This is a genomic window from Microbacterium salsuginis, from assembly GCF_012524205.1.
GTDB lineage: Bacteria > Actinomycetota > Actinomycetes > Actinomycetales > Microbacteriaceae > Microbacterium > Microbacterium salsuginis.
The window spans coordinates 1,184,260-1,210,952 of record NZ_JABACI010000001.1 but is presented as its reverse complement, the minus strand read 5'-3'; the positions used below and the strand labels follow the sequence as shown (position 1 = coordinate 1,210,952).

21 protein-coding genes are annotated in these 26,693 nt (G+C 67.4%); 8 read left to right on the top strand and 13 right to left on the bottom strand.

The genetic code is table 11. The annotated features are described in order from the left end of the window. Position 1: 1 nt before the first annotated feature. The 3 genes from HF576_RS05795 to HF576_RS05785 form a co-directional block, all read right to left on the bottom strand. Positions 2 to 913 carry a carbohydrate ABC transporter permease gene (locus HF576_RS05795; protein ID WP_168911770.1) on the bottom strand — a complete coding sequence of 304 codons (912 nt, stop codon included), beginning with the start codon at positions 911 to 913 and terminating at the stop codon, positions 2 to 4. Between the two features lie 2 nt (positions 914 to 915). Continuing rightward, positions 916 to 2,250, bottom strand: a complete 1,335-nt coding sequence (locus HF576_RS05790; RefSeq protein WP_168911769.1) for an ABC transporter substrate-binding protein — start codon at positions 2,248 to 2,250, stop codon at positions 916 to 918. Positions 2,251 to 2,318: 68 nt separating this feature from the next. Then, a complete protein-coding gene (locus HF576_RS05785) occupies positions 2,319 to 3,935 on the bottom strand; it encodes an FAD-dependent oxidoreductase (RefSeq protein ID WP_168911768.1) in 1,617 nt (538 codons plus the stop codon). Between the two features lie 35 nt (positions 3,936 to 3,970). On the opposite strand from HF576_RS05785, the gene HF576_RS05780 reads away from it, so the two are divergent. Further along, positions 3,971 to 4,852 carry an AraC family transcriptional regulator gene (locus HF576_RS05780; RefSeq protein ID WP_168911767.1) on the top strand — a complete coding sequence of 294 codons (882 nt, stop codon included), beginning with the start codon at positions 3,971 to 3,973 and terminating at the stop codon, positions 4,850 to 4,852. Positions 4,853 to 4,886: 34 nt separating this feature from the next. On the opposite strand, the gene HF576_RS20270 is transcribed toward HF576_RS05780, so the two are convergent. Continuing rightward, positions 4,887 to 6,092 (bottom strand): alpha/beta hydrolase, encoded by a 1,206-nt coding sequence (locus tag HF576_RS20270; protein ID WP_168911766.1) that lies wholly within the window; start codon positions 6,090 to 6,092, stop codon positions 4,887 to 4,889. A 358-nt stretch (positions 6,093 to 6,450) separates the two neighbouring features. Beyond that, a complete protein-coding gene (gene budA / locus HF576_RS05770) occupies positions 6,451 to 7,143 on the bottom strand; it encodes an acetolactate decarboxylase (RefSeq protein WP_343234195.1) in 693 nt (230 codons plus the stop codon). A 239-nt stretch (positions 7,144 to 7,382) separates the two neighbouring features. Between budA and HF576_RS05765 the strand changes: the two genes are divergently transcribed. The 3 genes from HF576_RS05765 to HF576_RS05755 all read left to right on the top strand — a co-directional run bounded on the left by HF576_RS05765 (position 7,383) and on the right by HF576_RS05755 (position 10,862). Next, positions 7,383 to 8,864: an alpha-L-rhamnosidase-related protein gene (locus HF576_RS05765; protein ID WP_168911764.1), complete on the top strand. Its 1,482-nt coding sequence runs from the start codon at positions 7,383 to 7,385 to the stop codon at positions 8,862 to 8,864. Between the two features lie 749 nt (positions 8,865 to 9,613). Further along, the gene (locus HF576_RS05760) at positions 9,614 to 10,477 is read left to right on the top strand and encodes an alpha/beta fold hydrolase (RefSeq protein WP_168911763.1); all 864 of its coding nucleotides are present in this window, start codon (positions 9,614 to 9,616) and stop codon (positions 10,475 to 10,477) included. 100 nt (positions 10,478 to 10,577) lie between these two features. Next, entirely contained in the window at positions 10,578 to 10,862 is a 285-nt protein-coding gene (locus HF576_RS05755) for a hypothetical protein (RefSeq protein WP_168911762.1), read from the top strand. A gap of 8 nt (positions 10,863 to 10,870) precedes the next feature. Here the strand turns inward: HF576_RS05755 and HF576_RS05750 are convergent, their stop codons facing one another. The 4 genes from HF576_RS05750 to HF576_RS05735 all read right to left on the bottom strand — a co-directional run bounded on the left by HF576_RS05750 (position 10,871) and on the right by HF576_RS05735 (position 16,290). Then, on the bottom strand, positions 10,871 to 11,098 hold the full coding sequence (locus HF576_RS05750) for a DUF2283 domain-containing protein (RefSeq protein ID WP_168911761.1): 228 nt from the start codon (positions 11,096 to 11,098) through the stop codon (positions 10,871 to 10,873). Positions 11,099 to 11,245: 147 nt separating this feature from the next. Beyond that, on the bottom strand, positions 11,246 to 12,781 hold the full coding sequence (locus HF576_RS05745) for an AIPR family protein (protein ID WP_168911760.1): 1,536 nt from the start codon (positions 12,779 to 12,781) through the stop codon (positions 11,246 to 11,248). Positions 12,782 to 13,072: 291 nt separating this feature from the next. Continuing rightward, on the bottom strand, positions 13,073 to 13,537 hold the full coding sequence (locus tag HF576_RS05740) for an AAA family ATPase (RefSeq protein ID WP_343234173.1): 465 nt from the start codon (positions 13,535 to 13,537) through the stop codon (positions 13,073 to 13,075). 158 nt (positions 13,538 to 13,695) lie between these two features. Then, positions 13,696 to 16,290 carry an alpha-L-rhamnosidase gene (locus HF576_RS05735; protein ID WP_168911759.1) on the bottom strand — a complete coding sequence of 865 codons (2,595 nt, stop codon included), beginning with the start codon at positions 16,288 to 16,290 and terminating at the stop codon, positions 13,696 to 13,698. A 123-nt stretch (positions 16,291 to 16,413) separates the two neighbouring features. Between HF576_RS05735 and HF576_RS05730 the strand changes: the two genes are divergently transcribed. The 4 genes from HF576_RS05730 to HF576_RS20710 are packed head-to-tail and all read left to right on the top strand — an operon-like array spanning position 16,414 to position 21,897. Beyond that, positions 16,414 to 17,232, top strand: coding sequence for an NAD-dependent epimerase/dehydratase family protein (locus HF576_RS05730; protein WP_343234172.1), 819 nt, complete (start codon positions 16,414 to 16,416; stop codon positions 17,230 to 17,232). Positions 17,233 to 17,234: 2 nt separating this feature from the next. Next, complete coding sequence (locus HF576_RS05725) at positions 17,235 to 18,233, top strand: LacI family DNA-binding transcriptional regulator (RefSeq protein WP_168911757.1); 999 nt, start codon at positions 17,235 to 17,237, stop codon at positions 18,231 to 18,233. 31 nt (positions 18,234 to 18,264) lie between these two features. Continuing rightward, the gene (locus HF576_RS05720) at positions 18,265 to 19,782 is read left to right on the top strand and encodes an apiosidase-like domain-containing protein (protein WP_168911756.1); all 1,518 of its coding nucleotides are present in this window, start codon (positions 18,265 to 18,267) and stop codon (positions 19,780 to 19,782) included. 3 nt (positions 19,783 to 19,785) lie between these two features. Further along, positions 19,786 to 21,897 (top strand): beta-galactosidase, encoded by a 2,112-nt coding sequence (locus HF576_RS20710; RefSeq protein ID WP_168911755.1) that lies wholly within the window; start codon positions 19,786 to 19,788, stop codon positions 21,895 to 21,897. A gap of 262 nt (positions 21,898 to 22,159) precedes the next feature. Here the strand turns inward: HF576_RS20710 and HF576_RS05710 are convergent, their stop codons facing one another. The 4 genes from HF576_RS05710 to HF576_RS05695 form a co-directional block, all read right to left on the bottom strand. Then, positions 22,160 to 22,519 (bottom strand): hypothetical protein, encoded by a 360-nt coding sequence (locus HF576_RS05710; protein ID WP_168911754.1) that lies wholly within the window; start codon positions 22,517 to 22,519, stop codon positions 22,160 to 22,162. 162 nt (positions 22,520 to 22,681) lie between these two features. Continuing rightward, positions 22,682 to 23,947, bottom strand: a complete 1,266-nt coding sequence (locus HF576_RS05705; protein ID WP_168911753.1) for an MGH1-like glycoside hydrolase domain-containing protein — start codon at positions 23,945 to 23,947, stop codon at positions 22,682 to 22,684. Between the two features lie 36 nt (positions 23,948 to 23,983). Further along, on the bottom strand, positions 23,984 to 25,714 hold the full coding sequence (locus HF576_RS05700) for a D-apionate lactonase family protein (RefSeq protein WP_168911752.1): 1,731 nt from the start codon (positions 25,712 to 25,714) through the stop codon (positions 23,984 to 23,986). 171 nt (positions 25,715 to 25,885) lie between these two features. After that, positions 25,886 to 26,665: an SDR family NAD(P)-dependent oxidoreductase gene (locus HF576_RS05695; protein WP_168911751.1), complete on the bottom strand. Its 780-nt coding sequence runs from the start codon at positions 26,663 to 26,665 to the stop codon at positions 25,886 to 25,888. Between the last annotated feature and the right edge of the window lie 28 nt (positions 26,666 to 26,693).

Genomic DNA, 26,693 nt, shown 5'->3' with positions numbered 1-26,693 from the left:
CTCAGCGATCCCCGATTCTGAACAGGCGCCGGATGAGGACGATGAGGATCGCGCCCAGCGTGATGATGACCGTTCCCACGGCGTTCGCGAAACCCCAATCGCTCTGCAGGTAGGCCCGGTAGGCGTAGAGGGCGAGCGAGACCGTGGCGTCGTCGGGTCCCCCCGAGGTGAGGATGAAGACCAGATCGAACATGCCGATGTCTGCGAGCACGCGGATCAGCACGCACGTCCCGATCGCGTTGCGCAACAGCGGCAGGGTGATCAGCACCTGCTGCTGGAGCTCGCTCGCGCCATCCACGCGCGCCGCTTCATAGAGTTCTCGCGGGATCGAGGCGATCTCAGCCATGATCACGATCATCACGAAGCCGAGAATGAACGCGAAGGTTCCGGCCACGGCCCACCGCGCGGTCGCACTGTCGTAGAGCCAGTCGCGACCGCTGATGCCGAGGGGCGCGAGCATATTGTTGAGCAGCCCCAATCGCGAGTTGTAGAACATCGAGAAGATCAGCGCATACGCGGCGCCCGAGATCACGAACGGGATGAACAACAGTGTGCGGAACGCCTCCCAGCCCCGAGGCTTCAGGGCCAGCACCATCCCCACTCCGACACCGAGCGGCACCTGAACGAAGACGCCGATCGCGAGGTAGAAGAGAGTGTTGCCGAGCGCCTTCGCGAAGACCGGATCCGCCAGCATCCGCTCATAGTTCTCCCACCCCACGAACTCGAGCGAGCGTCCGCTCCACGAGGTGAACGACATCGCGATCAGCACGACGAGGGGTATCGCAAAGAAGGTGCCGAAGAGCAACGCGGCGGGCGCGATCGAGAGGAACGCGGGCAGGCGCATCCCACGCGGAATCGGGGGTCCGGCTGCGCCGCCGGGTTTACGGCGCGGCCGGAGGGCGAGGGTGGTCAAGGCTAGCTTCCGCTCGCGTTCGCGTCGCTGGCCAGACGAGAGAGGAACGTCTCGGTGTCGATGTCGCCCTTGACGTAGGCGGGCCACAGGTTCTTCCAGGCGTTACCGAATCCTGCAGGACCGTGCACGCGAACGTGGGGATAGATGAAGGCGACATCGTCGGATGCTGCGACCAGTCCGGCTGACAGGGGCTCGAGGTCTGCGGCCTCGAGCGCAGAATCATCGACGACGACAGCGGGGTTCGCCCCCGTCTGCTCTGCCTGAGTGATCACCTCCTGCTCCGATGTGACGAACTCGAGGAACGCGAGTACCGCCTCCAACTCGCGGTCGTCGGTGGCTCCCGACACCCATCCGGCACCGGAGACCATGATGAGGCCCTGGCCATCATCCCAACCGGGGGAGACGGAGTAGCCAGTTGCGTCGTACAGGCCCTCGATGGCGGCATCACCCTGCAGGTTGGTCTTGACGAACCACGGCCCATTGGGAACCGTCGCGGCAGACCCGGACAGGTACGCGGCCGCGGCGTTCTGGAAATCGCCCGAGAAGGCGTCGGTGTTCACCAATCCCTCGACGTGCCAGTCGCGAAGGCGCTCTGTGGCGTTGACCGCGGCCTCGCTCCCGCCGAAATCATCGCCCGAGATGCCCTCGTTGAGGAAGTCCTGACCCCCCGGAGCCGTGCCGATCAAGTTGGTCCACATCAGCATCGTCGCCCAGTCACCGTCCAGCGCGAGGGGCATCGTGCCCGTCTCTGCGATGGCGCGAGCAGCGTCTTCGAAGTCGTCCCACGTCGCGGGCAGCTCGTCGTAACCTGCAGCCGCCCAGATGTCCTTGTTGTAGTAGACGCCGATTGGATCGCGCTGCTGAGGGATCGCCCAGATTTCGCCGTCCTTACCAGAGAGCGCGTCGAATGCGCCCGGCTGGAAGGTGTCGGCCCATGCGGCGTCGGCGTCGAGGTCGCCGGCGAAGTCGTGGAGCGCGCCGGTTTCTGAGAGAGCAGCGAGCTCTGCGGAATTGAGCTGGAAGAGATCGGGAAGGTCGTCGGCGAGCGCAAGGCGCTGGTAGTACTGGAGGCGCTCATCTCCCGACCCGGCGTTCGCATTGGTGAGGGTGTCGATGCGATAGGTCCCCTCATACTCCGCGTTGAAGCGCTCTGCAGCCTCGAAGTTGTACTGCAGGAAGGGGTCGATGGGTGATTCCTGACACGTGGCGCAGGTGATCACGATCTCTTCGTCCGCGGCATCTGGACTGTCTCCGGGGCCGCACGCCGATAGCGCGAGCGATCCGGCGATCAGCGCGGTCGTCGCGGCTGCCAGTTTGCGTGGGTTGCTGTACTCCATGCGATTCATCTCCTTTGATGCGTGGTACTCGGGTAGTGCGGGAGCCTGTTGGACAGCGAGGATGCGGCCTAGTAACCGACGATCTGCGGCCAATGCCGCTCGATGCCCTCGCGATCGAGTCCCTTCTGGAAGGCTTCGAGCAGGTCGTCGGAATCGCGGACGGCCTTCGGTGAGGTCGAGTTCGCTTCGCAGAAGGCGATGAGGTGCGCACCGACCTCGCCGACGTTCCACTCGACCAGCGGCATCCTGTAGGCGCCATTGGTGATGTGAGTCGTGCCGATGTTCTTCGCCGCGGGAAGAAGGTTCTCGATGCGCACGGGCAGGATGCAGCCGAGAGGGATCTCGAAGGGGCTGCAGCCGATGTCGATGTACGGGTCGCCCCCGGTGGAAGGGTGCAGGTCGATCCGGTAGATGCCGACTCCGATCGAGTCGCGGTGCCGGACAGCCCCACGCTCGCCGCGGACGTCGAGCGCGATCTCCTGCTCCACCACGGTGTGCTCGGCGACGATCCGCCGCGCTTCCCGCACATATGGGGCGAGTGCGAGCCCGTCGCTCGAACCGCCGAGCAGATCACCGCGCAACCGAAGACCAGGCCACCCGGTGCCACCGTCGGGGCGAGGGGCTTCAGTCTGCAGCCAGTACAGGAACGAGAGGGAGAGGGCCCGGGCCCGCTGCACCTCCCGCTTGGGGTCGGGGACTTCGAAGATCGGAGATTCCCAGTAGTCGATCTGGGGCCAGTTGACCAGTGTGATATCGGAGGGATACGCACCGGGGACGAAGTTCTGTCGCGCGGCGATGCGGCGGAAGGTCCACAGGTTGCGATCCATCTCGCCCACACGGTGGTCGGCATAGTCCGGGCGAATGGCCCGGAAGTCGCCATCCGGATTCGGTTGGAACCGATGATTGATCGGCGCGAGCGTCTTCGGGTGCGGCGCCGTCAAAGACAACTGGCCCTCGGGCCAGTGCGGGGCACGGGCACTCAGGAAGTGCTCGTACTCGGCCGGCTTGTCGATGGTGTGGTCGCCATCGACGTGATCGACCGCGAAGCACACGCTCACCGGTTGCATGTTCGACGGGTCCGCCAGTTCGGGCGCGTGCGGTTCTCCGGTTGACAACCTCGACTCCGCGCCCGTGACGTACTCAGCCCCGGCGAGCGGCAGGAGGTCGCCGAGTTCGGTCGCATCGACGACCCACGGCGCCTCCACCACGACGGTTTCGCCCGAGCGCAGATCGCGCAGCGCTACGGCACGAATGGTATCGCCGTCCACGTCCGCACTCATCGGCACGTGCTCCATGAGCACCCGGAGTCGGCCCGCGGCACGGTGCGGTGCCAGCAGCTGATCGATCACTGCCACCGTCACCATGGGCTCGTGACACAGGTCCGACACCTTCGCCGCGCCCGGATTGAAAGCCCTCTGCGCGCGGGCATCCTCGGTCAGCGGGTAATGATCGCGGTAGTAGCGCCTGATCCCGTCACGCAGGTGTCGATATGTCGCAGTTGAACCGAACTGCTCGATCCAGAGATGCTCGTCCGGGGGTACTGCCTGCGAAGTCAGCACGCCCCCCAGCCAGCGGGTCGGTTCCGTGAGAACGACGTTCAGACCGTTGCGTGCTGCGGTGAGAGCGGCGGCGACTCCGCCGATTCCGCCGCCGACGACCAGGACAGTGGTTCGGGTATTTGGCACGCTCACGATCTTCCCCCTTGGACTACCGTCAGTACATGGTCGATGAGCGCATCCTTGTGTCTGAAATTGATCCTCTCTCGCGCCGTCTTACTCTGAGGAACTGCTCCGCCCAGCCGTTGAAGCAGGACCCCGCAAGCCGTATCGGGCCGCGTCTGCAGCAGCAGATACAGATGGTTCTGGTCCACGTCGGCGGAATGACGGTGCACATCGCGGACGGGCGTTCGTACGATGTCTCCGCTGGCCAGATGTGCATTCTCCTGCCGGGGCACACAGAGACGATCCGCTTCCCCACCGACGTCGTCACCACACAAACGGTCATCCGGGGCGATCCCGATGGCCTCACCCCCGAGATGAGCGCGTGGCTGGAGGCGCTCCGTCCGACACGCAACCTCTCGGCCGCGTTGACGTATCTGTCACGAGAAGCGGTAGCAACGGTCCAGACACGACTCACCGCGAAGGGCGCTCTCGTTGATGCCCTGGGCACCGCACTCCTTTGGCGCTTCATCGCGGAGTTCGAGAACTACCCGGCAGCGCTTCCCGAGCGCATCGAAGAGGCACGGCTCTTCATTCACCAGCATCTCGAGGATGACGTCGGACTGAATGACATCGCCCGTGCAGCTCACGTCACTCCCGCTCACCTGATTCGACTCTTCCGTGAACACATCGGGACCACCCCGACCAAGTACCTGTGGGACCGAAGAGTCACCCTCGGTATGGAGCTGCTCACGAGTTCGGGCATGCCGATCTCGATCGTCGCGCGTCGATCCGGCTTCAAAACGAGTTTTCACTTCGCCCGGAAGATCAAAGAGGCCAGCGGGCTCTCTCCCACACAGCTCCGCGAAGCGGCATGGTCTGCAGCACACGCCCCGGCTGTGCAGTCGGGACCGATCTCGCATAGTGAGCCCGTGAGCGGGTGAGAAAGTTGTCGAACGATCGCCCGTTGCGGACGGTTCAGAGAGTGTCGTCGAGCCAGTCGAGAGTGCGACGGTTCGCGAGTGAGCGGTTCAGCACCTCACAATGCATGCCCGCGCCTTCGGCATCGGTGAACAGCATGAACGTCTTCGGACCCGGCAGCGCGTCGTAGAGCGCTTTGGAGTCGGACGAGACCGGGTCGGACTCTGCTGCCGTGACGAGCACTGGGCAGGTGATCATGGCGATCTCGCTCGGCTCCAGCTTCCACTTCATCATCTCCGCGAGAAACCCGGTGAGGTCGCCGCCGCCGTTGGTCCAGAAGCCGCGCTGGATGATCTTCCAGTGCAGCCCCCGGTTCTCAGAGAAGTAGGCCATGATCGTGCGCTCGTCCTCGTCCGACAGTTCGGGGAGCCGCGCCATGGCGTCGGCGTCCAGTCCGAATCTGGCCAGCGGTGCCGTGAGCTTGACGCCGATATCCATCTGACCGGGGTCGGCGACGATCGCCGCGAGCCGGTGCTCGTGCGCGGCGACCTGCGGCGCGAAGTAGCCGCCGAGGCTCCACGCCCAGTAGACGATGCGGTCAGGATCGACCACGTCGATGCGCAGCGCCGCGTCGACGACCGGCGTGACCACCGCATCCCAGTCGTGGCGCAGGGTGAGTCCCTCGTCGATCAGAAGCTTCCCCTGGCCCGGGCCGTCGTGCAGGAGGACGTGGTAGCCGCGTGCGAGGGCGGCGATCCCGAACCCGAAGTGGTTCTCGGTCATCGTCGAGTCCCAGCCACCGCCGACCAGCACAACCGGACGGCGCTCCTCCTCATGACCGGGTGCGCGGATGAACCATGCCGGCAGCTTGGTGCCCTCGTACGGGATGTCGACGGGGTCGGCCCGCACGACACCGAGGCGCAGCGCCTTCTCGAACGTGTGCATCTGGAGGTGGAATGCGTCCGCGAGCCGAGGGTCGACGGGTGTGCCGTACAGCGGATGGTAGGACATGGCGAGCCAGAGCGACGCGCGCATGTAGCAGTCGTACGCGGTCTCGATGTGGCCGGCTGCGGCGGCCGCGTCGCCCTCTTCGATCCGCGCGCGGGCGGCGGCCGAGCAGGCCTCGAAGAAGGAGTCGTCGTCACCGTCCGTCACTCGACTGATCAGCAGGTCGACTTCACCGATGTCCGCGCTGCCATACGGTGCGAGACCCATCAGGGCACCCGCGAACTCATTCTGGATCGGATCGTTGAAGAGTTGCACGCGAGTCTCCAAGCTGTTCAGTAGTCAACGGACGGCGGGGTCGAACGCTCCGGTGACCGAGCCGGCGTTGAGCGCCACCTTGCCTTCCACCCGGACTGCGCGGCGCGGTACTCGGCGCTCGCTGTGGACGCTCACCCGGCTGACTGTATGCCCCGCGCCCCGGCCCGCGATAGGCCCACGAGTCCATCCGCCCAGCACCGCGGGGCGGTGGGCTCAGTCGCGACCGCTACGGTCCGACGAAGACAGCAGCGGGACTTGAACCGTTATTCACGCGACCTAAGCCGGCCCGCAATGGTGTCGTGCGCGGGTGTGGCGCCTTCATCGCTGCGATCGAGCGTCTTCTGGTGTCCAGGAACCGTCAAGAACCCGCGGCGGCCCCGCCCTCGACAGCGACGATCCGATGGTCGTCGTTGTGGGTGAGTTCGGTGCTGAGGAAGTGACTGTCCGTCGGCAAGCGCAGATCGAAGCGCGAATAGGAAGCGATCTGCAGGCTGGCAGTTGCGATCGTGACATCCAGAATGTGACCGCCGACACTCCGATCCTCGGCCAGGAAGTGCAGGTGCACCCCTGCAACGGTGATGCCCTGATAGATCGCAGGCGCCCAGAATCCGATGAGCGTGCCTCGCACGTCGACGAGATCTGTCTCGATCTGTTCGTTGACGACCTCGGCGAGCGGGCGGAACGGGTGTTCTTGGCGCCGCGTGACTCGAACGCGCGCAGACCGCACTACGCCGTCGACGCGCACAGCGTGGAAGAGATTGCGGCTGACCAACGCCCGCTCGATGTGCTCCGTCAAACCTGCGAGCGCAAGCCCCGTGATGGGTTCCGCGGTCACCGTGGGGAACCGGCAGACGACGACGAAGGGAAGAATCTCGCTATCAGTCATCCGTGCCGGCGGTTCGTCGACTGTGCATTCGAAGACCTCACCCTCATCGATGATCACCTCGCCGCCAAGACTCTCGCAGCATCCGATGCCGAAGTCGCCGATCTCCTTCGCGGTCTTCACCGACATCCCCGAGTCGTAGGCACCCGCGAGGAGCGCGTCCAGCACCGCGAACTGGGTCACCGCAGCGTCTGCAATTGGTCGGTCTGCCACGTCGCGAGGCTACCGCGACGCAGCCAGATCGGTCCGGCCAACCTGGCCGCCGCATCAAGGACGGGATCCGGTTGATGCTCAGTTCAGTCGGTTCATGGCGAGGTCGAAGATCGAGACTCGCGGGCAGAAACGCGCGGGGAGTCTAGCTAAGCTCGCCCGACGATGTCGAATTCCTGGAGTTCTCCAGCATCCCCGTGCACGCAGCCTTGGACTACCGCGGGTCGTTCCACTGCTCCAACGAACTCGTCAACCAATTCCACGACAATGTGGTGTGGAGCATGCGCGGCAACTTCCTCGACGTGCCCACCGACTGTCCCACCCGTGAGCGCAGCGGGTGGACCGGTGACGCGCAGGTGTTCGCTCCCACAGCCCTGCTGTTGGCAGAGACCGGACGATACCTCACTAACTGGCTCGTCGACATGCGCACCCAACAGCACGCGGACGGCACCATCACCGACATCGTCCCGCTGGACTCCCCGAATTGGCGTGAAGGAGCTACCGAGCGCACGGACAAGGAGAAGGAGTTCGGATTCACCATGCCCCCCAGCGGCTCCGCCGGCTGGGGCGACGCCATCGTGCTCATCCCTTGGCAGGTGTACCAGGCAACCGGATCTACCGACGTGCTCAGCGACAACTATCCGGCTATGGTTCGCTGGGTCGAGCGGTACGCGCGGCTCGCGGAAGAAACTGGCGACAGCGGCCTCCCGCACGGCCGCTACCTGGTTGACTCCGGCTATCACTGGGGCGAGTGGCTCGAACCGGAAGGCGAAGGCGACGGCGTCAAGCCGATGATGGAACTGATGGCGGACCTCTTCGCGCAGCCTCGGTCCTGGGTGGCAACGGCATACTTCGAGCACTCCAGCCGCATCCTCGCCGAGATAGCTGAGCTGCTCGGTAAGGGCGACGACGCTCGCCACTTCGCCGAATACGCAGAAGGGGCCCGAGCCGCATGGCAAGAGGCCTACATGTCCGATCCCGCGCTGCTGGAGCCGGACGCGCAGGCAACCTACGTGCGCGCGCTGGAGTTCGATCTTGTTCCAGACCACCGCCGTCAGGCGACGGTGGACCGCCTCGTTGAGCGCATCCGGCAACGCGACAACCACCTGGGAACCGGCTTCCTCAGTACCGGCTTCCTGCTGCGACAACTCTCGCGCAACGGCGAAGCTGAAGTCGCTCTGGACATCCTCCTTCAGCAAACGCCACCGTCCTGGCTCGGCCAGGTCGTGCGCGGTGCAACGACAACTTGGGAGACCTGGACCGGCGTCGACGCCAACGGCGACCCAGTCATGTCCCAGAACCACTACTCGCTGGGAGGATCCGTCCGCTGGCTCTACGAAGAACTCGCCGGTATCCGACCCGCCGAGCCCGGCTGGCGACGGATCATCGCAGAGCCACTGCTCACCCCCCGGATTCCGTCCGTCTCGGCGAGCACCGCCACCCCATTCGGCGACGTCGCGATCCAGTGGACCCTTCGGGCCGGACAAGCCGGCGTGATCGTCGACGTCCCCGCCGGCGCAGAAGCGACCATCATCCTTGCCCGCGCTGACCCTGAAACGACACGGCTCGGAAACGAGACCGTGGCTTCCAGCCAGCATCCCACTCGCGTCGACGCAGACCGACTGTTAGTCGAAGTCGGATCAGGCCGACACGAATTCACGTGGAGCATCAGCGCATGATCGCCCTGGACTGGGCTCCTTTCGACATGGCAGCGGGCGAGGCCTTGCCGTGCCACGGAAGGTCGCTCCGCGCGCAGACAACCTTCTATTCGAGACAGAGCGTCGAGAAGACTTAGCAGATGGGTCGCGGGGGATCCAGACCTTCCCTCCTAGGAGCTGTGTGAGCACCTTCTCCGCGTCGCCCAGGCTGCTTCTGACCAGTGAAGCCGGCAGGACGAACCAAACTGGCTCTTCGCAATCGAGGGTGTAGGCGCACACCACCCTCAGTCGGAAGACCCGCCAGGGAAGAGCGGATTCCCCGGGCCGTGTAGTCGGCCGGTCGCGGGGTCGACCCAGTTGCCGGATCCGGTGGCCCGGTGCCAGCGCTTGTGGAACGCTAGGTCGGTACCGTCGGCTTCAACGACGGCGGCACCGCAGAGATCGCAGATGCGCAGGATGACTGTGTCGCCACTTGCGGTCGTGACCGAGACCGCCTCCTCCGGAAAAGCGATGCCCACCAACCGCCCCCTCTCGCCGTGTCCGGCCGTCGCAGTTTGATGCCGAGACTGCACTCAAACTACGCCATGTGGCGCCGGCGTTCGCGGCGGGCGGCGACGAGGCATGCCGTCGGAAGATCAGCGTAAAACCGTCCATCCTCGTACGGCGTCGCGCTCACCACGCGAACGTCCGCTGTATCGGCTTGCCCCGCGTCAGAGCGGTCGTACGGGGGTCCACTACTGCGCAGTCCCGAACACCGCCACACTAGGGCGATGGTGGGCACGCGGCTCGTTTCGACGAGCGCAGGGGCGGTGGAGATCCTGCACGTGCCCGGCGACAGATCAGCGGTGCTGTTCTTTCCCGGTGGTCATTGCCGCGCGGCCACGGACTGTGGGTGGAGCTTGTATGCCGGGCTGGGCCACGAGGTGGTCTCGTTCTCACGCCCCGGCTACGGCGGTACCCGGGTTGGCCGGCTCACCGCCGCGGAGTTCACCCCGCTGGTGGGAGAGGTGTGTGAACGACTCGGGATCTCATCGGTCGCTGCCTCTGTCGGGGTTTCGTTCGGGGGACTCCAGGCGGTGCACGTCGCTGCCGGCGGCGGGCCGAGGGCGCAGCGCCTAATTCTTCACAGTTGCGCACCCTCCACCATGCAATACCCCGACACCCGGGCAGAGGCGCTCCTCGGCCCGGTGGTGTTCTCGCCTCTCTCGCAGGGTGCGGTCTGGGGCTTGGTGCGATGTGTCGTGCGGTCCGACGCCGGGTTGCGAATGATGTTGTCCCAGCTTTCGAACCTCCCCACCAGCCACTGGTGGGATCAGATGAGTGTGGCCGACAAGGATGAGGCCCGGAGCCTGTTCCGCGCCATGCGCTCGGACTCCGGCTTCACGAATGACCTGCGCCAAGGGCATCCCGGGGGCGCTGACGCGCGGCGTAAAGCCATGTCAGCCGTACAGTGCCCAACCTTGGTGACGGCCTCCAGAAACGACGGTGGGGTGTCGTTCACCCACGCGGAGGACTTCGCGCGAGTCATCCCCGACGCCGACCTCGTCGAACTCAGTTCCCCCAGTCACCTCTTCTGGATCGGCTCGCAGAAGGCCAAACTGATGTCGACTCTGCATTCCTTCATACAAGATTGACGGCTGGCACCCAGCGTCCCTCCGCGATTAGTCCGCGCAGAGCCGTCACGCCCGCAACCCGGTCCCCTCGCGGGACACTTGTCACGTGCACTACAGGCTCATGAACGATTACTCGGCTGACTGGCCCTTCTGGGGCGGCAAGGACGGTGCGGGACTCTGCGCCGAGGGTGATCCCGCTCTTCCCGCAGAGACTGCGACCGCTGCCCGCGCCTGGGCACCCCAATTCAACGAGTTGTTCGACTGGCAACACGGTTGGCCAAGTGCCGCGATCGCCGCTGCGCATGAAGAAGAGGGAAAGAGGCTCTACGACGAGGTCAAACGCGCCCTTCCTGGTGACCAGGTAGTTCTTCAATACTGGGAGCGCACCTATCGCGAAGGCCCCTAGGCCGGTCGCTACGCGAGCACCTCGGCGTCCCGGATAGTCTCCGCCGTCAGTAGGGCCTTTGCTCCGAGTACCTCGAGTCCGAGCAAGCGACCGCCGGCGTCGAAGTCCAGAACAAGCGTCCCGTGCGGGCGCTCGATGATCAGGTTCTCGACGGACTCACCTGCGCCGATCGAGGTTGCGATCGGAAAGTAGGCGGCGTCCGCCGAGTGGTCGACGGTGAATCGGCGCTCGGACATGGAACAAAGCTACCGATTTGCCGCGTCGCAATAGGCGGTCCCATTGCGCGCACTCGTGAAATCAGGCGCCTATGGGCGCACCCGGCGCCCCACGCCCGCTAGCAGTACCCGCCGCTCTCGTCGGGATGCCGCGATCGGGTGGAGCCCCTAGACCTCCAGAACCGCCTTGAGGTGGTTGGAGATGTCGTTGCACTTTGCAGCGTTCTTGAACAAGCTCGTTACGTAGTTGCTGGCGTAGTCACTCTCAACGTGTGCCCACAGGAGATCTAGAGTCTTCTCGGTTAGCTGCGGGACCTCCTCAAGAAGTGCTGACCACAGCGACTCAGGGATCTCCGCCGACAAGTCATGTGATGCGCTCAGCTTTTGAAGCACTGCGTGCGCAATCATGCGGTTCCCTTGGGTCGCGACCGCCTTCCTCTTGCCTTCGGAAGCCGCCCGCAGGTCCATCAGAGATTGCTCGACCGCCCGATGGACCTGAACGGACTGCCAAACCTCGAATGCCGTGGTCGAGTCGCGGAACAACTGCGGGTAGTAGCGGCCGCGCCGGTCTTCCAGGCGGCCGATGGCACTCTTGGCGAGCACCGCAAAGCCGCTGTCGGGCTTCGCGCACGCAAGCGCGACCAGCGCCTCCGAAACGGTGCAGCCGTCGACGAACTCCGGCGCAGGCTCGCCGCGCTTGAACACGTATCGCTTGCCGAGTGAGAGCTGAATGTCGTCCTGCAAACGCTGCTGGTTTGGGTCCAGTGAGAGGAAGTCGCGGCTCTCGACTACGTTCTGCGTATTCGTAGCCCTCGTGACGTCAGTAGCGAACTCGGGTGGGCACCCCTCCAGAGAGATCAGTCGAATCCACACCTGCACGGAATCGAGCGCACTGCTATCGGCCTTGTACTTCTCCGCCAGGCTCGAGACTGTCTGGGCGCCATTGACGATGCTCATTCCATTGACTACGAAGTCACCCGTGACCCGGGATGCCCCGCCCTTCGCGGTCTTCTTCACTGAAGAGCAGAGCGCAGTTATCCCGTTGTTGAAGTACCAGAAGTTTTGCGGATCTTCCTCGATCGTCGCAGTGAGTTGAGCGTTGACCGCGGTCGTCCCAAGCGCCTTTCGGAGGTTGTCATCGAAGAGCCGGCCCCCATGCTCGAGATACCACTGCGCCACCGTAACCCCGTCGATGACCCCGTAGAAGGCCGCGTACGGCTCTGAGACAGAACCCCAGCCCTCAAGCGTCAGTTCGAGGTCGATCTTCGGAGCGGCGCCGCCTTCACGGAGGATCTGATGAAGCTCCGCGAGGCCCAGGAGCTTGACCGTCAGCATCTCGGAGATCTCGTTCATCTCGGCGAGCGCGTCATCAACAACGTCTTGGACCTCCTTGGCGAGCTTGGTCTCTCCGGTGATCGCGACCACTAGGCAGAACGTGACTGCGGGGTCACCAAGCGCGGTCTCGATGTCCCGGATAGTGGACGCAAACTTCTTGTTGAATCGGTCGAACTTCTCCTCTGTGAGATCCCGCAGGCCGCTGACCGTCTTGTGCATATCCCCGACGCTTATGCTGCCGGTGCCCTGGTCGTGCCATTTGGATTGCACGACGTAGATGCGCCTGTCGCGGAGGTCTACGTAGATAGCATCAATGCCGTTATCGTTCGTGCCATCGGTCACATGCTTCGCTGCGTCGAGTTCGTCCATGTCGGCTACAACACTCTGTAGAGCGAATGCGGCGAGACCGCGTGTCTTGGCTACCGCTTCCCTCTCATTGGCAGGCGCTTTAGCGACATCACTGAGGTCTAGGTGAGCCCGATACCGATCAGTCACGGCGGTTGCGATGTGGGTGGCGTGAATTCGAGTGATCGCGGACAAGTTCAACCTTCAGGGTCTGTGGAGTCCGACCTACCGTATCGTTTGAGGGTCCTCGAGCGCGCGGAAGTGGAGGGGCACCGGGACATGAACCCCGTAACTGACTTGGGCGGTACCGGTCGCCTACGGCGCGCCACTAAAGCCGGGCGGTACGACGAGCTTCTCGATCTCATCCGCGAGTTCGCCGACGGGCCGGCAAGCGTCAAGCTCCAGGGTCGCGCCGCGACGTAGCAGCGGCTCAACCTCCTGGACGTAGCGGCGTACCTCGGCCCGGTCACGTTCTGACTTTCCGTAAGGGTTGTTCGTACGAACCGAGAGGCGACGCAGTAGGACGTTGACCGGTGCGCTGAGGAGAATGACGGCCGCGAAGCGGTCGTAAAAGCGCCCCTGATTCTGCACCGTGCCCGAGACGACCACGGGCGAGGGGGTCGACAACAAAGTAGCCATTCTCGGTTCGTCCCACGCGCCGTCTGCACCCACCCATGGGCCGTAGTCCGTGTCGACGGTTCGATGGCCGCGACGTGAGAGTTCGCTCAGCACCGATGACTTTCCGACGCCGGACATGCCCGTGATCAGGATGTGCCCCACAACTCGGGAGCATAGTACTTAACTGTGCGGAGGCCGGTGGCTCAGGCGCGTTCCACGAGTGGGATCGTGGCCCCGAGTCGCGCGGGGCCCGTTTACCCCGCCCGATGAACAAGCCCGCCATGGTGGCCTTTGCGCGCGGCCACCGCGCACCTCCAGGCTCAGTCCCGAAGCGCCACCCTCCGCGAGTGAACGCCGCTGTCCAACGTCTCCTCGCCAACCCCGACGAGATCGAGCACAGCCTCGGCACCCACCGGCACTGTCACCTCGACCTCGAGCGACCCGCCCTCGATCCGCCACGCGATCGCAGCCTCCCCGTACGGCGTCAGCTGCCGCGCCGACGCCGACGTCAACCCACCGCCCGGACGCGGCGCGAACCGAATCCGCCGGTACCCAGGCTCCGCCGGCGCGAGTCCCGCGATCACCCGATGCATCCAGTCCGCCACCGCGCCGAGGGCGTAGTGGTTGAACGAGGTCATCTGGCCCGGATTCACCGTGCCGTCCGGCAGCAGCGAGTCCCAGCGCTCCCAGACCGTGGTCGCACCCTGCTCCACCTGGTACAGCCAGGACGGGCACTCGCGCTCGAGCAGCAGGTCGTACGCGGTGTCGATGTGCCCGGCTCCGCTGAGTGCGTCCGAGACGAGAGGCGTGCCGACGAACCCGGTCGCGATGCGGTTGCCGGCGTCGCGTACGAGCTGCGCGAGACGGGATGCCGCGGCATCCCGCATCTTCGGATCGGTGAGGAGGTCGAACTGCAGGGCGAGGGCGTACGCCGTCTGCGCGTCGCTGGTCATCGTGCCGTCGTCGTTCACGTACTCGGCGGTGAACGCCGCGACCACCTCGTTGGCCAGCGCGTCGTATCGCGAGGCCTCGGACGACAGCCCCAGCACCTCCGCCATGCGCGCGACGGTTCGCGCCGACTTCGCGAAGTACGCGGTCGCGACGAGGTAGCGGTCGGTGCGGGCATCGGCCGGGTCGTTCGGTGGCGCGGCAGGGTCGAGCCAGTCGCCGAGCTGGAAGCCGGTGTTCCACAGCCTCGACGGTCCCGCGATGCGCTCGATCAGGTCGACCCAGCGCCGCGCGCTGTCGAACTGCGCGCGCAGCACCCCGACGTCGCCGAAGCGCTCGTACAGCGTCCACGGCAGGAGGGTCGCGACGTCGCCCCACGCAGCGCCCGGCCGCAGCGGCGTCCACATCCTGTCGGCCGGGATGACCGGCACGTACCAGGGAACCGTGCCGTCCGGCAGCTGCTCGATCGCCACATCCTGCAGCCACCCGGAGAGCATGCCCGACACGTCGTACAGCGTCGATGCCGTCGGGCCGAACACCTGGATGTCGCCGGTCCAGCCGATGCGCTCGTCGCGCTGCGGGCAGTCGGTGGGGATGTCGACGAAGTTGCCGCGCATGCCCCACAGCACGTTCTGGTGCAGGCGGTTGAGCGCAGGATCGGACGACTCGAACCACCCGGTGCGCTCGAGGTCGGTGTGGTAGACCCGCGCGACGAGTGCGCCCGCTGCGACGTCGGCGTCGAGGTCGCCGGGCCAGCCGGGCACCTCGACATAGCGGAAGCCGTGGAACGTGAAGCGCGGCTCCCACTCTTCGACCTCGCGCCCGGCGAGCGTGTAGTTGTCGGTGGAGCGCGCGTCGCGCAGCGGACGCGTGTAGATCTCACCGTCCTGCATCACCTCGGCCGTGCGCAGGGTGACGGTGGCGCCCGCAGGCCCGCTCACCCGGATGCGCACGCGGCCGACGAGGTTCTGGCCGAAGTCGAGGATCCGCGAGCCGCTCGGACCTGTGAGCACCTCGACCGGTTGCAGCTCCTCGGTGCAGCGCACCGGGGGAGCGGTGGGCGCGACGAGCGTGGCGGGGTCCCGGTGGCGCTCCTGCGCCATCTCCCACGCGGCGTCATCGAAGCCCGGGCTGGACCAGCCGGCCTGCTCCTCGCGGGCGTCGTAGTCCTCGCCGTCGTAGAGGCCGCTGTGCAGGATGGGGCTGGGTGCCGTGCGCCACGAGTGGTCGGTCGCGACGACCTCGCGCGTGCCGTCGGCGTAGGTCAGTTCGAGCTGGCCGAGAAACGACTGGTCGGTGCCGTAGACGTTGCGGAACCCGCCACGCCAGCCCAGCCGGCCGCGGTACCAGCCGTCGCCCAGCCACGCGCCGAGGGCGTTGGCGCCCGGCCGCAGCTGCTCGGTGACGTCGTATGTGTAGTAGCGCAGCCGCGCGCCGTACACCGTCCAGCCGGGCGAGAGCGTGTCGTCGCCGACGCGCTCGCCGTTGAGCTCGGCCTCGTACAGCCCGTGCGCGGTGGCGTACAGCCGCGCACGCACGAGACCTTCGCGCACCTCGAACTCGCGACGGACGATCGACGGTCGGCGCTGGTCGGAGTTCGGGTGCTCGTTGCGGGTGGCGCCGACGGGCCGTGCCACCCAGTCCGACGGCTCGAGCAGCCCGGTCTCGAGCGTCGTAGGAGCAGATGCGTCCGACCACGCGCCGTCGACACCGCGAACCGCGATGCGCACCGTCGCGATCTCGCGCGAGCCCAGCGGCTCGGCGGGCCAGTCGACGAGCACCTGCTCGCCACCGTCGATCTCGTACGAGACCGAGCGGCCGTCGCGCTCGATGTCGACTCGATAGGCGGCCTGGCGCCAGCCTGAGGGAGCGGAGCCGACGCGCCACGACAGCCGCGGCATCCGCTCACCGATCCCGAGAGGTTCGCGATGGTACTCGATGCGGGGTGCGTCGACGGTGACGGTCATGGTGGGCCTTCCGTTAGCCGCGAAGAGTTCTGAAACGTTTCGGTTCGCGTGTACAGTGAGTGTGCCAGGGAGTTCGAATCGTTTCAAGTCGCCCGTGCGAGGAGGCACTCAATGAGGATCGGCGTGACAGGCAGCGGCGGCAAGCTGGGCCGTGCAACGGTGGAGCGACTTCGTGCCGACGGCCATGAGGTGATGGGTTTCGACCTCGCGGGAGTCCCGGGACCGGGCTTCACACGGGTCGACCTCGCCGACTTCGGTCAGACCCTCGACGCGTTCCTCTCGGTGACCGCCCGCCACGACGGACTCGACGCCCTCGTGCACCTCGCGGCGATCCCGGTGAACGGATTGATTCCGGATGCCGCCACCTTCCACAACAACATGACCGTGTCGTTCAACGCACTGTTCGCGGCGCACCGCGCCGGCATCCGCACGATCGTGCTCGCGTCGAGCATCACCGCGATGGGCTTCCCGTTCGACGAGGCGCCGCCCGCGCTTCCCGTCGACGAGACCTACACGAGCGCGAACAACACGTATGGCCTCGGCAAGGTCGCCGAGGAAGCGATCGCCGCGCAGCTCGTGCGCTGGGGCGACGGCACCTCGATCACGGCGCTGCGCTTCACGAACGTCGTCGCGGCCGACGAGTACGCGACGTTCGAGCGCGCGGGCGAACCGGACTACCGACGTGACCTCATCGGGTCGTGGATCGACGCTCGCGACGGGGCCGAGGCGGTCGCGCGGGCGCTCGCCGCCGCCCAGCCCGGATTCGAGGTGTACAACGTCGCGGCTCCTGAATCGGGCGTGGCGGCGCCGTCGCGCGAGGTGGCAGCCCGCTGGTTCCCCGGCACGCCGGTCGCCGACGATCTCGGCGAGTTCGAGTCGCTGATGTCGACGCGCAAGATCCGCGAGCGGCTCGGCTTCGTCGCGCGGCACGACTGGCGCTGACGATGTCGAGGCCGGGGATCCGTCAGGTCGCAGCCCGCGCGGGAGTCGCGGTCGGCACCGTGTCGGCGTACCTCAATCATCCCGACCGCGTGTCGGCCGCGCGGGCGCAGCGCATCGCCGAGGCGATCGCCGAGCTCGGGTTCGTGCCCAGCAGCGCAGGCCGGCAGCTGCGGCTGGGTGTCAGCAGCCTCATCGGCTACCTGTCGCCCGACGTCAGCAACCCGCACTTCAGCGAGATCGCGCAGGAGGTGGAGTACCGCGCGGAGCGCTTGGGCATGACCGTGTTCTTCGCCCACTCGCACGGCGATCGCGCCCGCGAGGACGCGTACCTCGAGGCATTCGAGCAGCGCCAGGTGCGGGGACTGCTGGTGTCGTCGTTCGAACCGGTCGAGGAGCGACTCGCGGCGATGCGCGACCGGGGTACGCCCTCGGTGCTGGTGGGGCGCCGCGCGTGCCGGCCCGAGCAGCCGTCGGTGTCGATCGACGACGTCTCGGGCGGCCACCAGGCCGCCGAGCACCTGCGGGCGAACGGATGCCGCCGCCTCGCCTTCGTCGGCGGTCCGCTGCCTGTGCAGCAGGTCGCCGACCGGCTGGCCGGGGCGCGACAGGTCGCGCCCGACCTCGAGGTGATCGAGGTCGCGGAACGGTCGATCGCGGTCGGACGGTCGGTCGGCCACGCCCTCGCAGCGCGCCGTCCGGCGGAGCGACCCGACGGGGTGTTCGCCGCGAATGACGTGCTGGCGCTCGGCATCCTGCAGGCGCTCGTCGCCGGGGGAGTGTCGGTGCCCACCGAGGTCGCGCTCGTCGGATACGACGACAACGAATTCGCCGAGGCATCCCTCATCCCGCTCACGAGCGTGCGAGCGAGGCACGAGGACTTCGGCGCCACGGCGGTCGACCTGCTCTTCGAGGCGATCGAGCACGCGTCGGTGCCTGACCCGCAGCGCGTGTACGCACCGGAGCTGATCGTGCGAGAGAGCTCGCGCCGCACCGCATCCTGACCCGTACGGACCACATCGAAGGAGAGCATCCGTGTCATCCCATCAGCCCAGTGAGCTGTACCGCCCCATCGAGCTGACGTTCGAGGGATCGGCGCTCATTCCCGCCGATCGCACGCCGCTCACCGTGCGACTGCAGCACGCGGCATCCGGTGCCGAACGCGCCGTGCCGGGATTCTGGGACGGCGGCACCACGTACCGCGCGAGGTTCGCCCCCGATCTCAAGGGGGAGTGGACCTGGCAGACCGAGAGCGAGGATGCCGCGCTCTCGGGCGCGACCGGCACGATCCAGGTCGTCCGCGGCGGGGATCACGGGCCCGTGCGCGTCGCGGACCGGTTCCACTTCGCGCACGTCGACGGCACGCCGTTCCGGCCCGTGGGCACGACCGCCTACAACTGGCTCCACCAGGACGAGCCGCTCTTCTCGTCGACGGTCGACGCGATCGCCGAGGCGGAATTCAACAAGTTCCGCTTCATGGTCTTCCCGCAGGGTGGCGGGTACATCGAGCACATCCCCGACCTGATGCCGTTCGAGAAGACGGACGGGCGCTGGGATGTCACGAAGCCCGTGCCCGAGTTCTTCCAGCACCTCGATCGGGCCGTCGAGGTGCTCGGGGAGCGCGGCATCCAGGCGGACGTGCTCATCTACAACGCGTACGACCGCGGGCAGTTCGGTCTCAACGAACTCACCGAGGAAGAGGACGCGATCTACCTGCGCTACCTCGTCGCCCGTCTGGCCGCGTACCCGCACGTCTGGTGGTCACTGTGCAACGAGTTCGACCAGCTCGAGCGACCCGCGGAACGGTGGAACCGCACCGGTGCGCTCCTCGCCGAGATCGACCCCTACGACCACCTCCGATCCATCCACAACTGGATCGAGATCCACGACAACAACCAGCCGTGGATCACCCACGCGTCGATCCAGAACGGCTCCGCCACGACGCAGTTCGGCCGCGCCAACCTCTACCGCGACGTCTACGGCAAGCCGGTCGTGCTCGACGAGATCAAGTACGAGGGCGACATCGACGACCGCTGGGGTCATCTCGACGCCGAGCAGCTCGTGCACCAGTTCTGGATCACGACCGTCTCGGGCTGCTACGCCTCGCACGGCGAGAGCTTCGTCACCGAGAGCGGCAGCCTCCACATGGTCGAGGGCGGACCGCTGCGCGGCGCCTCGCCGACGCGGCTGGCCTTCCTGCGGCGGATCCTCGAGGAGGTCGACGGCCCCGGCCTCGACCCCATCGACAAGTGGGACGACCCGGCCTACGTCGCCGGCATCCCACGCCGTCTCTACGTGCAGTATCTCGGCCGCAGCGCGCCATCGACGTGGGCATTTCGCCTGCCCATCGGGGTTCCAGGGGAGCGACCTGAGCCTGGTGACCGGTTCGAGGTCGACGTGATCGACACATGGAACATGACCATCGCGCCGGTCGGCCGCGTGTTCACGCTCGACGACGTGCAGCGCAACGACGCGTACGACCGGGCGTCTGCGCCGGTCGAGCTGCCCGAGGGCGGGGCGATCGCGCTGCGCATCACCCGCATCGAGAGCTGAGTCGTGGCCGCCGTCGACCGCCTCGGAGCATGGCGGCGCGGCCCGCGCCTCGGGACCGCGTACTACAACGAGTACCTCCCCGGTGGTGCCCATTCCGGACGTGGGCGGCTCGAGACCGACCTGCAATTGATGACGGATGCCGGGATCACCTGCATCCGCGTCGGTGAATCCGTCTGGTCGACCTGGGAGCCGCGCGACGGTGAGTTCGATCTCGACTGGCTCACGCCGGTGCTCGACGGAGCGCACGCGCACGGCATCGACGTCATCCTCGGCACGCCGACGTACGCGGTGCCGCCGTGGCTCGCACGCAAGCATCCCGAACTCGCGGTCGTGCGCAAGGACGGCTCGAGCGTGCCGTGGGGCGGGCGGCAGGAGGCCGACTTCACCTCGGAGACCTTCCGTGGCTACGCCGAGCGGGTCATCCGGGCTGTGCTCGGGAGGCACGGGCGGCATCCCGCGGTGATCGGCGTGCAGCTCGACAACGAGGCGGGACTCCACCTCATCCACAACGACGACGTGGTCGCACGGTTCCGGCAGTGGGTCGCTGATCGCTACGGCGACGTCGAAACGCTCAACCGCGAGTGGGGACTGACGTACTGGTCGCACCGCATCTCGGAGTGGGACGAGCTGTGGCCGCCGGCCGGCAATACGACCCCGGCGTACGACCTCGCGTGGCGGCGATTCCAGGCCGAGCAGACCGCCGAGTTCATCGGCTGGCAGGCCGCCATCGCGCGCGAATTGGTCGCCGACGACACGTTCCTGACGACCTGCATCGCGTATCAGCGGCCTGCGATGGACGACGTCGCGGTCGGCGCGCACCTGGATGTCGCGAGCGGCAACGCCTACTACCTTGCTCAGGACGCGCTCGACCTCGATCGCGAGGGCGCCGGCGGCCAGTGGTACGCCGACGACGTGCCGCAGCTGATCCTCATGGCCGACCGTATGCGCGCGACCCGCGAGGGGCCGTTTCTCGTCACCGAGACCGGCGCCGCGTCGATCGGCCCGGCGTGGCTCACGCGTCCGCCCTACGACGGCCAGCTCGCGCAGGCCGCGTGGCTGCTCGTCGCGCGCGGCGCCCGCCTCGTGTCGTATTGGCACTGGCACACGTTGCACTCGGGCGCCGAGGTGCATTGGGGTGGCATCCTCGGGCACGACCTCCAGCCCGGGCGTGTGCACGGCGAGATTGCGCGGATCGGCCGCGAGTTCGCCGCCGCGGCGGAATGGCTGACGGATGCCGAACCCGATGCCGACGTCGGCCTCGTGTACGCGCACGACAGTGAGTGGATGATGCAGTTCGAGCCGCCGCTCGCGTCGGCCGGTGCGCCGGACCGTGCCGCGCACGCCCGGATCGTCGGCGCGTTCGGGCGGGCCGCTGTCGACGCGGGTCTGCAGGTCGGTTATGTGAACGAGCGGCAGCTGCCCGAGGCCGCCGAGCTCGTGCGCCGACACCCGGTGCTCGTGGTCGCGGGCCTGGTCGCGGCATCCGACCCGACTCTCGACACGCTGGCCGAGTACGCGCGACTGGGCGGGCGGCTCGTCGTCGGGCCGCGCACCGGCCACGGCGACGACGAGGGACGCGTGCGCGCGACGACGGCTCCCGCGGTGATCGGGCCGGCGGCAGGAGTCGCCTCCCGCGAGTACGCGGCGCTCGCCGCGCCGGTGGCGGTGGTCGCTCCCGACGGACCCCTGGTCGGGGCAGCCGGTCAGGCGAACGGCTGGGCTGACGCCCTCGAAGCCGGCGATGCCGAGGTGCTGCTGCGTTACGACCACCCGCTCTTCGGTCGGTGGGCCGCCGCGACGCGGAGCCTGGTGGGTGACGGAACGATCACGTTCGTCGGGACGCTTCTGGACCGCTCGCTCCTGCGAGCGGTGGTGACGGATGCCGCGGGCCCGGCCGCTACCCAGAGCCCGATCGCGGAGCGGCAGCTTCAGGTGACGGCTCACTCGCTCGCCGGCCCCCACGGCCGGGCGTGGGTAGTGCATAACTGGTCGCCGGAGGGCCGGGCCGTCACGCTGGCGAAGGCCGTCGCATCCGTCGTGGACGACACCACGCACGGAGCCGGCACTGTCGTGGAACTCGCCCCCTGGGACGTGAGGATCTGGCGCGAGGCCTGAGCGTGGTCGTACCGGAGCGAGGGAGTGGTGCAGGATCGGCATGCTCGCGGAACTCACCCGACGACGATACTGACGCGCTATCCACGCGGCGTAGGTCGGTGTGTGAGCATCGGAGCATGGCCTTCTCGGACAACGTTCGGCAGGTGGCCAGCTGGCGTGGATCGGGACGCAATTGGTGAGCGTGGAGTTCCTCTGACGGAGCTCATCGCCATGCTCGGTGTCGAACTCGACGAGTCGATCAGCTGAGTCAAACGGCCATTCGTCAGGATCCGCTGGCGAGCACCCAGTACAGCGCGATAGCTGCGGTGAGGACCGCGATGACTATGCCGGCCAACGGTGGGCATACGCGCCACCAACCCTTGCCCTTGGACCCGAGAATGAACGACAGCCCCCAGGCGACGAGGAACAGGAGGATATCGAGGATCAAGAACCCATAGATCGCGATGCTCACGCTCGGGATGCCGCACGCCACCACGTAGCACTCGATGAGCCACTCGTCGCTGTAGACCACAACGAACGCGAGGACGACACCGACGACGAAATGCAAGCCCACCGCGCACAAGGCCACGATGGCTTCGAGGTCGTCAGTCTTGGAGCGGCGAGCGAGCCAGGGTGCGGTCATAGCTGGTCGCCTCCGATCGGCTCTACAGGACGTCCCGAGCGTACGACAAGTCGGGCGGCGACCCCGGACACGTTCCCACCGCGGTGCGGCTTCCGGCGTGTCGTGACACCTGAAGCCCACGCAACTCCGAAGGAGCCCTCGAGCATGGGCCGACCCCGTCGGTCAGAACTCCCAGGCGACCGGGCGGTCCTCGAGCCAGGCGATCATGTTGAGCACGAGGTAGTTCCAGTTCTGGAAGTTCCGCGTCATGATCGGCGCGCCGGTGTCGGGGTGGTAGAACTCGTGGAGCGAACCGGTGCTCTCGAGGTCGCGGCCGAAGAGCGCCACCGTCTCTTCGGCGAGCTGCCGGGCGTCGTCGGTGAAGCCGTAGGCGAGCAGCCCGCGGAACACGAGGTAGTTGCTGACGCCCCACACCGGCCCCAGCCAGTTCGACGGGTTGTTCGAGGCACGCAGGCTGTACTGCTGCTCGAGCCGAGACAGCGTGCGCACGCCGTAGTTGGCGCGGAATGTGCGCCGGTCGAGCAGTCGCTCGCGCATCCGCTCGGCCTGCTCCTGCGAGGCGATGCCGGCCCACATCGGGAGGAAGCTCGACCAGCTGTCGATCCTCAGCAGCAGCGATGACCACGACCGCGGCGCCCCGCGGTGGAGCCAGTCGTCGTGGTCGATCGGTCGCAGCGCGAGGTCGGCGCTGTAGAACGTGCCGTCCCGCTCATCCCACAGATGGGTCGTCGCGGCGTCGGCGAGATCCTGAGCACGACCGCGCCACCGGTTCGCCTCGCGGACCTGGTCGACGTCTTCGAGCAACGAGCCGTACGCGAGCAGCTCGCGGTACAGCAATGAGTTCAGGTAGACCGATGCGGTGCTGCGATCGGGCCGGTAGTACACCGAGGGGTCGTTGTCGACGCCGATGGCGAAGTCCGTCTGCCAGTAGGCGAGCCCCGTCTCTTCGTGCACGTGGCTCTCGAGGTAGCGCGTGAGGAAGCGCTCGATGATCGGCAGGCCGTCGCGGATCCAGTCGGCGCTGCCGCGGCGGCGCGCCAGGAGCGCCGCCTGCTGCGCGATCACCGGCTTGTGCATGTTCTGCGAGAACCCGCCGGCGCGGCTGGGATCACCGTGCAGGAAGGGGCCATCGGGCTTGAGGAGCAGGGGCATGACGCCGTCGTCGTCGGTGTGGTCGAGGAAGTTGCGGATGGTGCCCTCCTCGTACGCCCCGAACCGGCCCGGCTGCGCCGTGTCGAGCTCGACCTGGCCGAGAGCGACGCTGATGAACCACGAGTCCCAATCCCACAGCGCGTCGGAGTAGTACGGCGAGTCGGGAGAGCTGGGCACCGTGTAGGGGTGCGACAGGATGCCGGACGGCTCGCGCGTCATCTGCACGCTCCGCTCGTGGATGTGGGTCTCGAGCAGGCGCTTCCAGCGCTCGGTCATGGTGCTCCTCGGTGAGTCGAGTGGTCGGGCGAGTGGTCAGAGGCGGACGACGCCGCCCGCGGGCACGTCGGCGGTGCGGATCTCGCCGCCGTCGAGCTCGATCTCGACGGGCCGAGGCTCGCGGTCGAGGTTCGCGACCAGCACGACGTCGCCGTCTTCCGCGCGCGCGCCGAGTGCCCACACGAGGCCGTCGGGCGAGTCGCCGCGCAGGCCGGGCCGACGCGCCAGCTCGGCGAGAGCGGTGACCGCGTCGAAGACCGGCCACGGAGCGCCGTCCGATGCCCGGACGCCCCGGGGGCCCCATTCCTCGAAGTACGCGAGTGTCGCCACCCCGGGCACCGCGAAGGCAGCGGCGCTGGCCACCGTCCACGCCGCCAGCTCGGGAGCCGACTGGCGCGCATCCGCGGCCGGGATCAGCGCCGGGCCGTAGCCATCACGGAGGTCGTCGTGGGCGGGCCTCGGCGGCGGGGCTGTCGCGACGTCGTTGAAGTGGGGCCGCAGCGAGATCGGGCCGATGTGCACGGGGGGTCCGTCGGCGAGCTCGACGCCCTGCGCCGCGACGAGGCGCTGCATCTGCAGCGACTCGACCAGCTGCGCCGTGCCGAGGCTGTGGAAGAGCGGGGTGCTGCTGAATACGACGCCGTCGAGGCGTCGGGGCAGCCGCTGATGTTCGCGGTTGAGCTCGGTGAAGTGCGACCGCACGCCGCCCGCGATGGGAGCGTCGACGCCGGCCTGGGTCAGGGCATGGCGCAGCAGCGCGATGGCCTCGAGGTCGGAGACATGGCGGGCCGGCCCCGTCGGCCAGAATGCCGTGACGCGCGCCACGGGCAGGTCGCGCAGGGCGTATGCCGCGTCGTCGATGCCTGTCGGGTCGTCTTCGGCGAGCACGAACCGTACGTCGAGAGCGAGACCGGATGCCGCGGCCCTGCCGAGCGCGGCACGCCAGTTGCGCGTCGCCAGGTCGAGCTCGACGATGACGGCCGACCACGGCGCAGGGTCGAGCGCGGCGGGGCCGGGATCGGGCGCGGTCGCTGCCGCCACCGCGAGTGCAGGCAGCGCGGGCCCCTCGTGGAGCCGGATGCGTGCCACTTCGTCCGCAAGGGTGCTCGCGGGTGTACCCGACACCGAGACGTCGATCGACTGGACGACGCGCTCACCCGCGGCGAGCGGGTACGGGAAGGGGAGCGCGAGCGGACGGCTGTACGTCTTGTAGGAGGCATCCGTCCAGTTGCGCTGGTCCTCCATCTCGAAGACGTCGCCCGCGAAACGCACCTCGACGCCGAGTCCGTCGTGCGACCACGACAGTCCGGCGATGTCGAACGCCGGCTGGTGCGGGCTGATACGTGCGGGGAACCTGGTGTGCTCGACTGTGCCGCCGGAGTGGCGGACGTCGAGGTCGGTGCCCGCGAGCCCGGGAGGATGAAGGGCGACCAGGCCCGTGCGATTCGTCTCGAAAGCGGTCACCGACTCGAGGTCGGTGAGCAGCCGCAGCCGCCCCGGACCCCGCACCTCGGCCCGCACGACCCCGCGCAGGTCGGACCCGAGTCCCTCGGAGTGCACGTGAAGAGTCAGTGCGAGGTCGGACTCGTCGATCCGGTCGACCACGAGCGCCGCGGTGTCCCAGTTGCGATCGCGGATGACGGCGCGCACCGACCTCAGCACGACCCGACCGTCGTAGGCGATGTCGGCGAACTCGTCGCCGCGCAGGTCGAGCGACCACCGGCCGCTCCGCCACTCGCGGGCATCCTCGCCCCACCATTCGCTCACGCCTTCATCCTCCTTCATCGCCTCACCCCGCTCGCCCGTTCGGTGAGAAAGTCCACGGTGGTTGAGAAACCGCACGTAGGTTGAGAAATCACGCGAGACGTGATGCTTCAACCTCGCCATGGTTTCTCAACCTCAACCAATCGCGCCGCCGGGCCGCGTGCACCGACCGGATCAGAGCGAGGTCATCCCGCCGTCGACCTGGAAGGTCGCGCCCGTCGCGAAGGCGCCGTCGTCGCTCGCCAGGTAGACCATGATGCCCGCGACGTCGTCCGGAGTGCCGGCACGACCGAGCGGGATGCGCCCGACGATCGCTGCACGCGACTCGGGGTCTTCGCTGATGGCGGCCACGAGCGGCGTCTCGGTGTACGCGGGCTGCACCGTGTTCACACGGATGCCGCGATCCGCATATGCCGCGGCAACCGTGCGTGCGAGTCCGTGAACGCCCGCCTTCGACGCGCTGTATGCGGTGAAGTCCTTGCCCTCGCCGTTCACCGCAGTGGGGCTGCCGGTCAGGATGATGGAGCCGCCGCCCCGGCGCGAAGCTGCCCCATCGGCGCTGCGCACCATCGAGCGCACCGCGTGCTTCACGGTGAGGAACGTCCCGGTCAGGTTGATGTCAATCGTCCGGCGCCACACGTCGAGGTCGAGGTCGGCCGCCGGCGCGTCCTGTCCGAAGAGCTGCACGCCCGCGTTGGCGACGACGACGTCGGGCGCCCAGCCGGCCGCCTCGACCTCGGCGAAGGCCGCCGCGACGGCGGCCTCGTCCGAGATGTCCATCGTGACGGCCCGCGCGTTCTCGCCGATCTCGGCGGCCGCCGCCGCAGCCCCCTCGCCGTTGCGGTCCGCGAGGATCACGCGCGCGCCCTCACCGGCGAAGCGCTGAGCGACCGCGAGGCCGATGCCGAGTGCCGCACCCGTGATGAGCGCGGTCTTGCCGTCGAGCTGGCCCATATCTGTTCCCTTCCGGCCGCGGACGCTG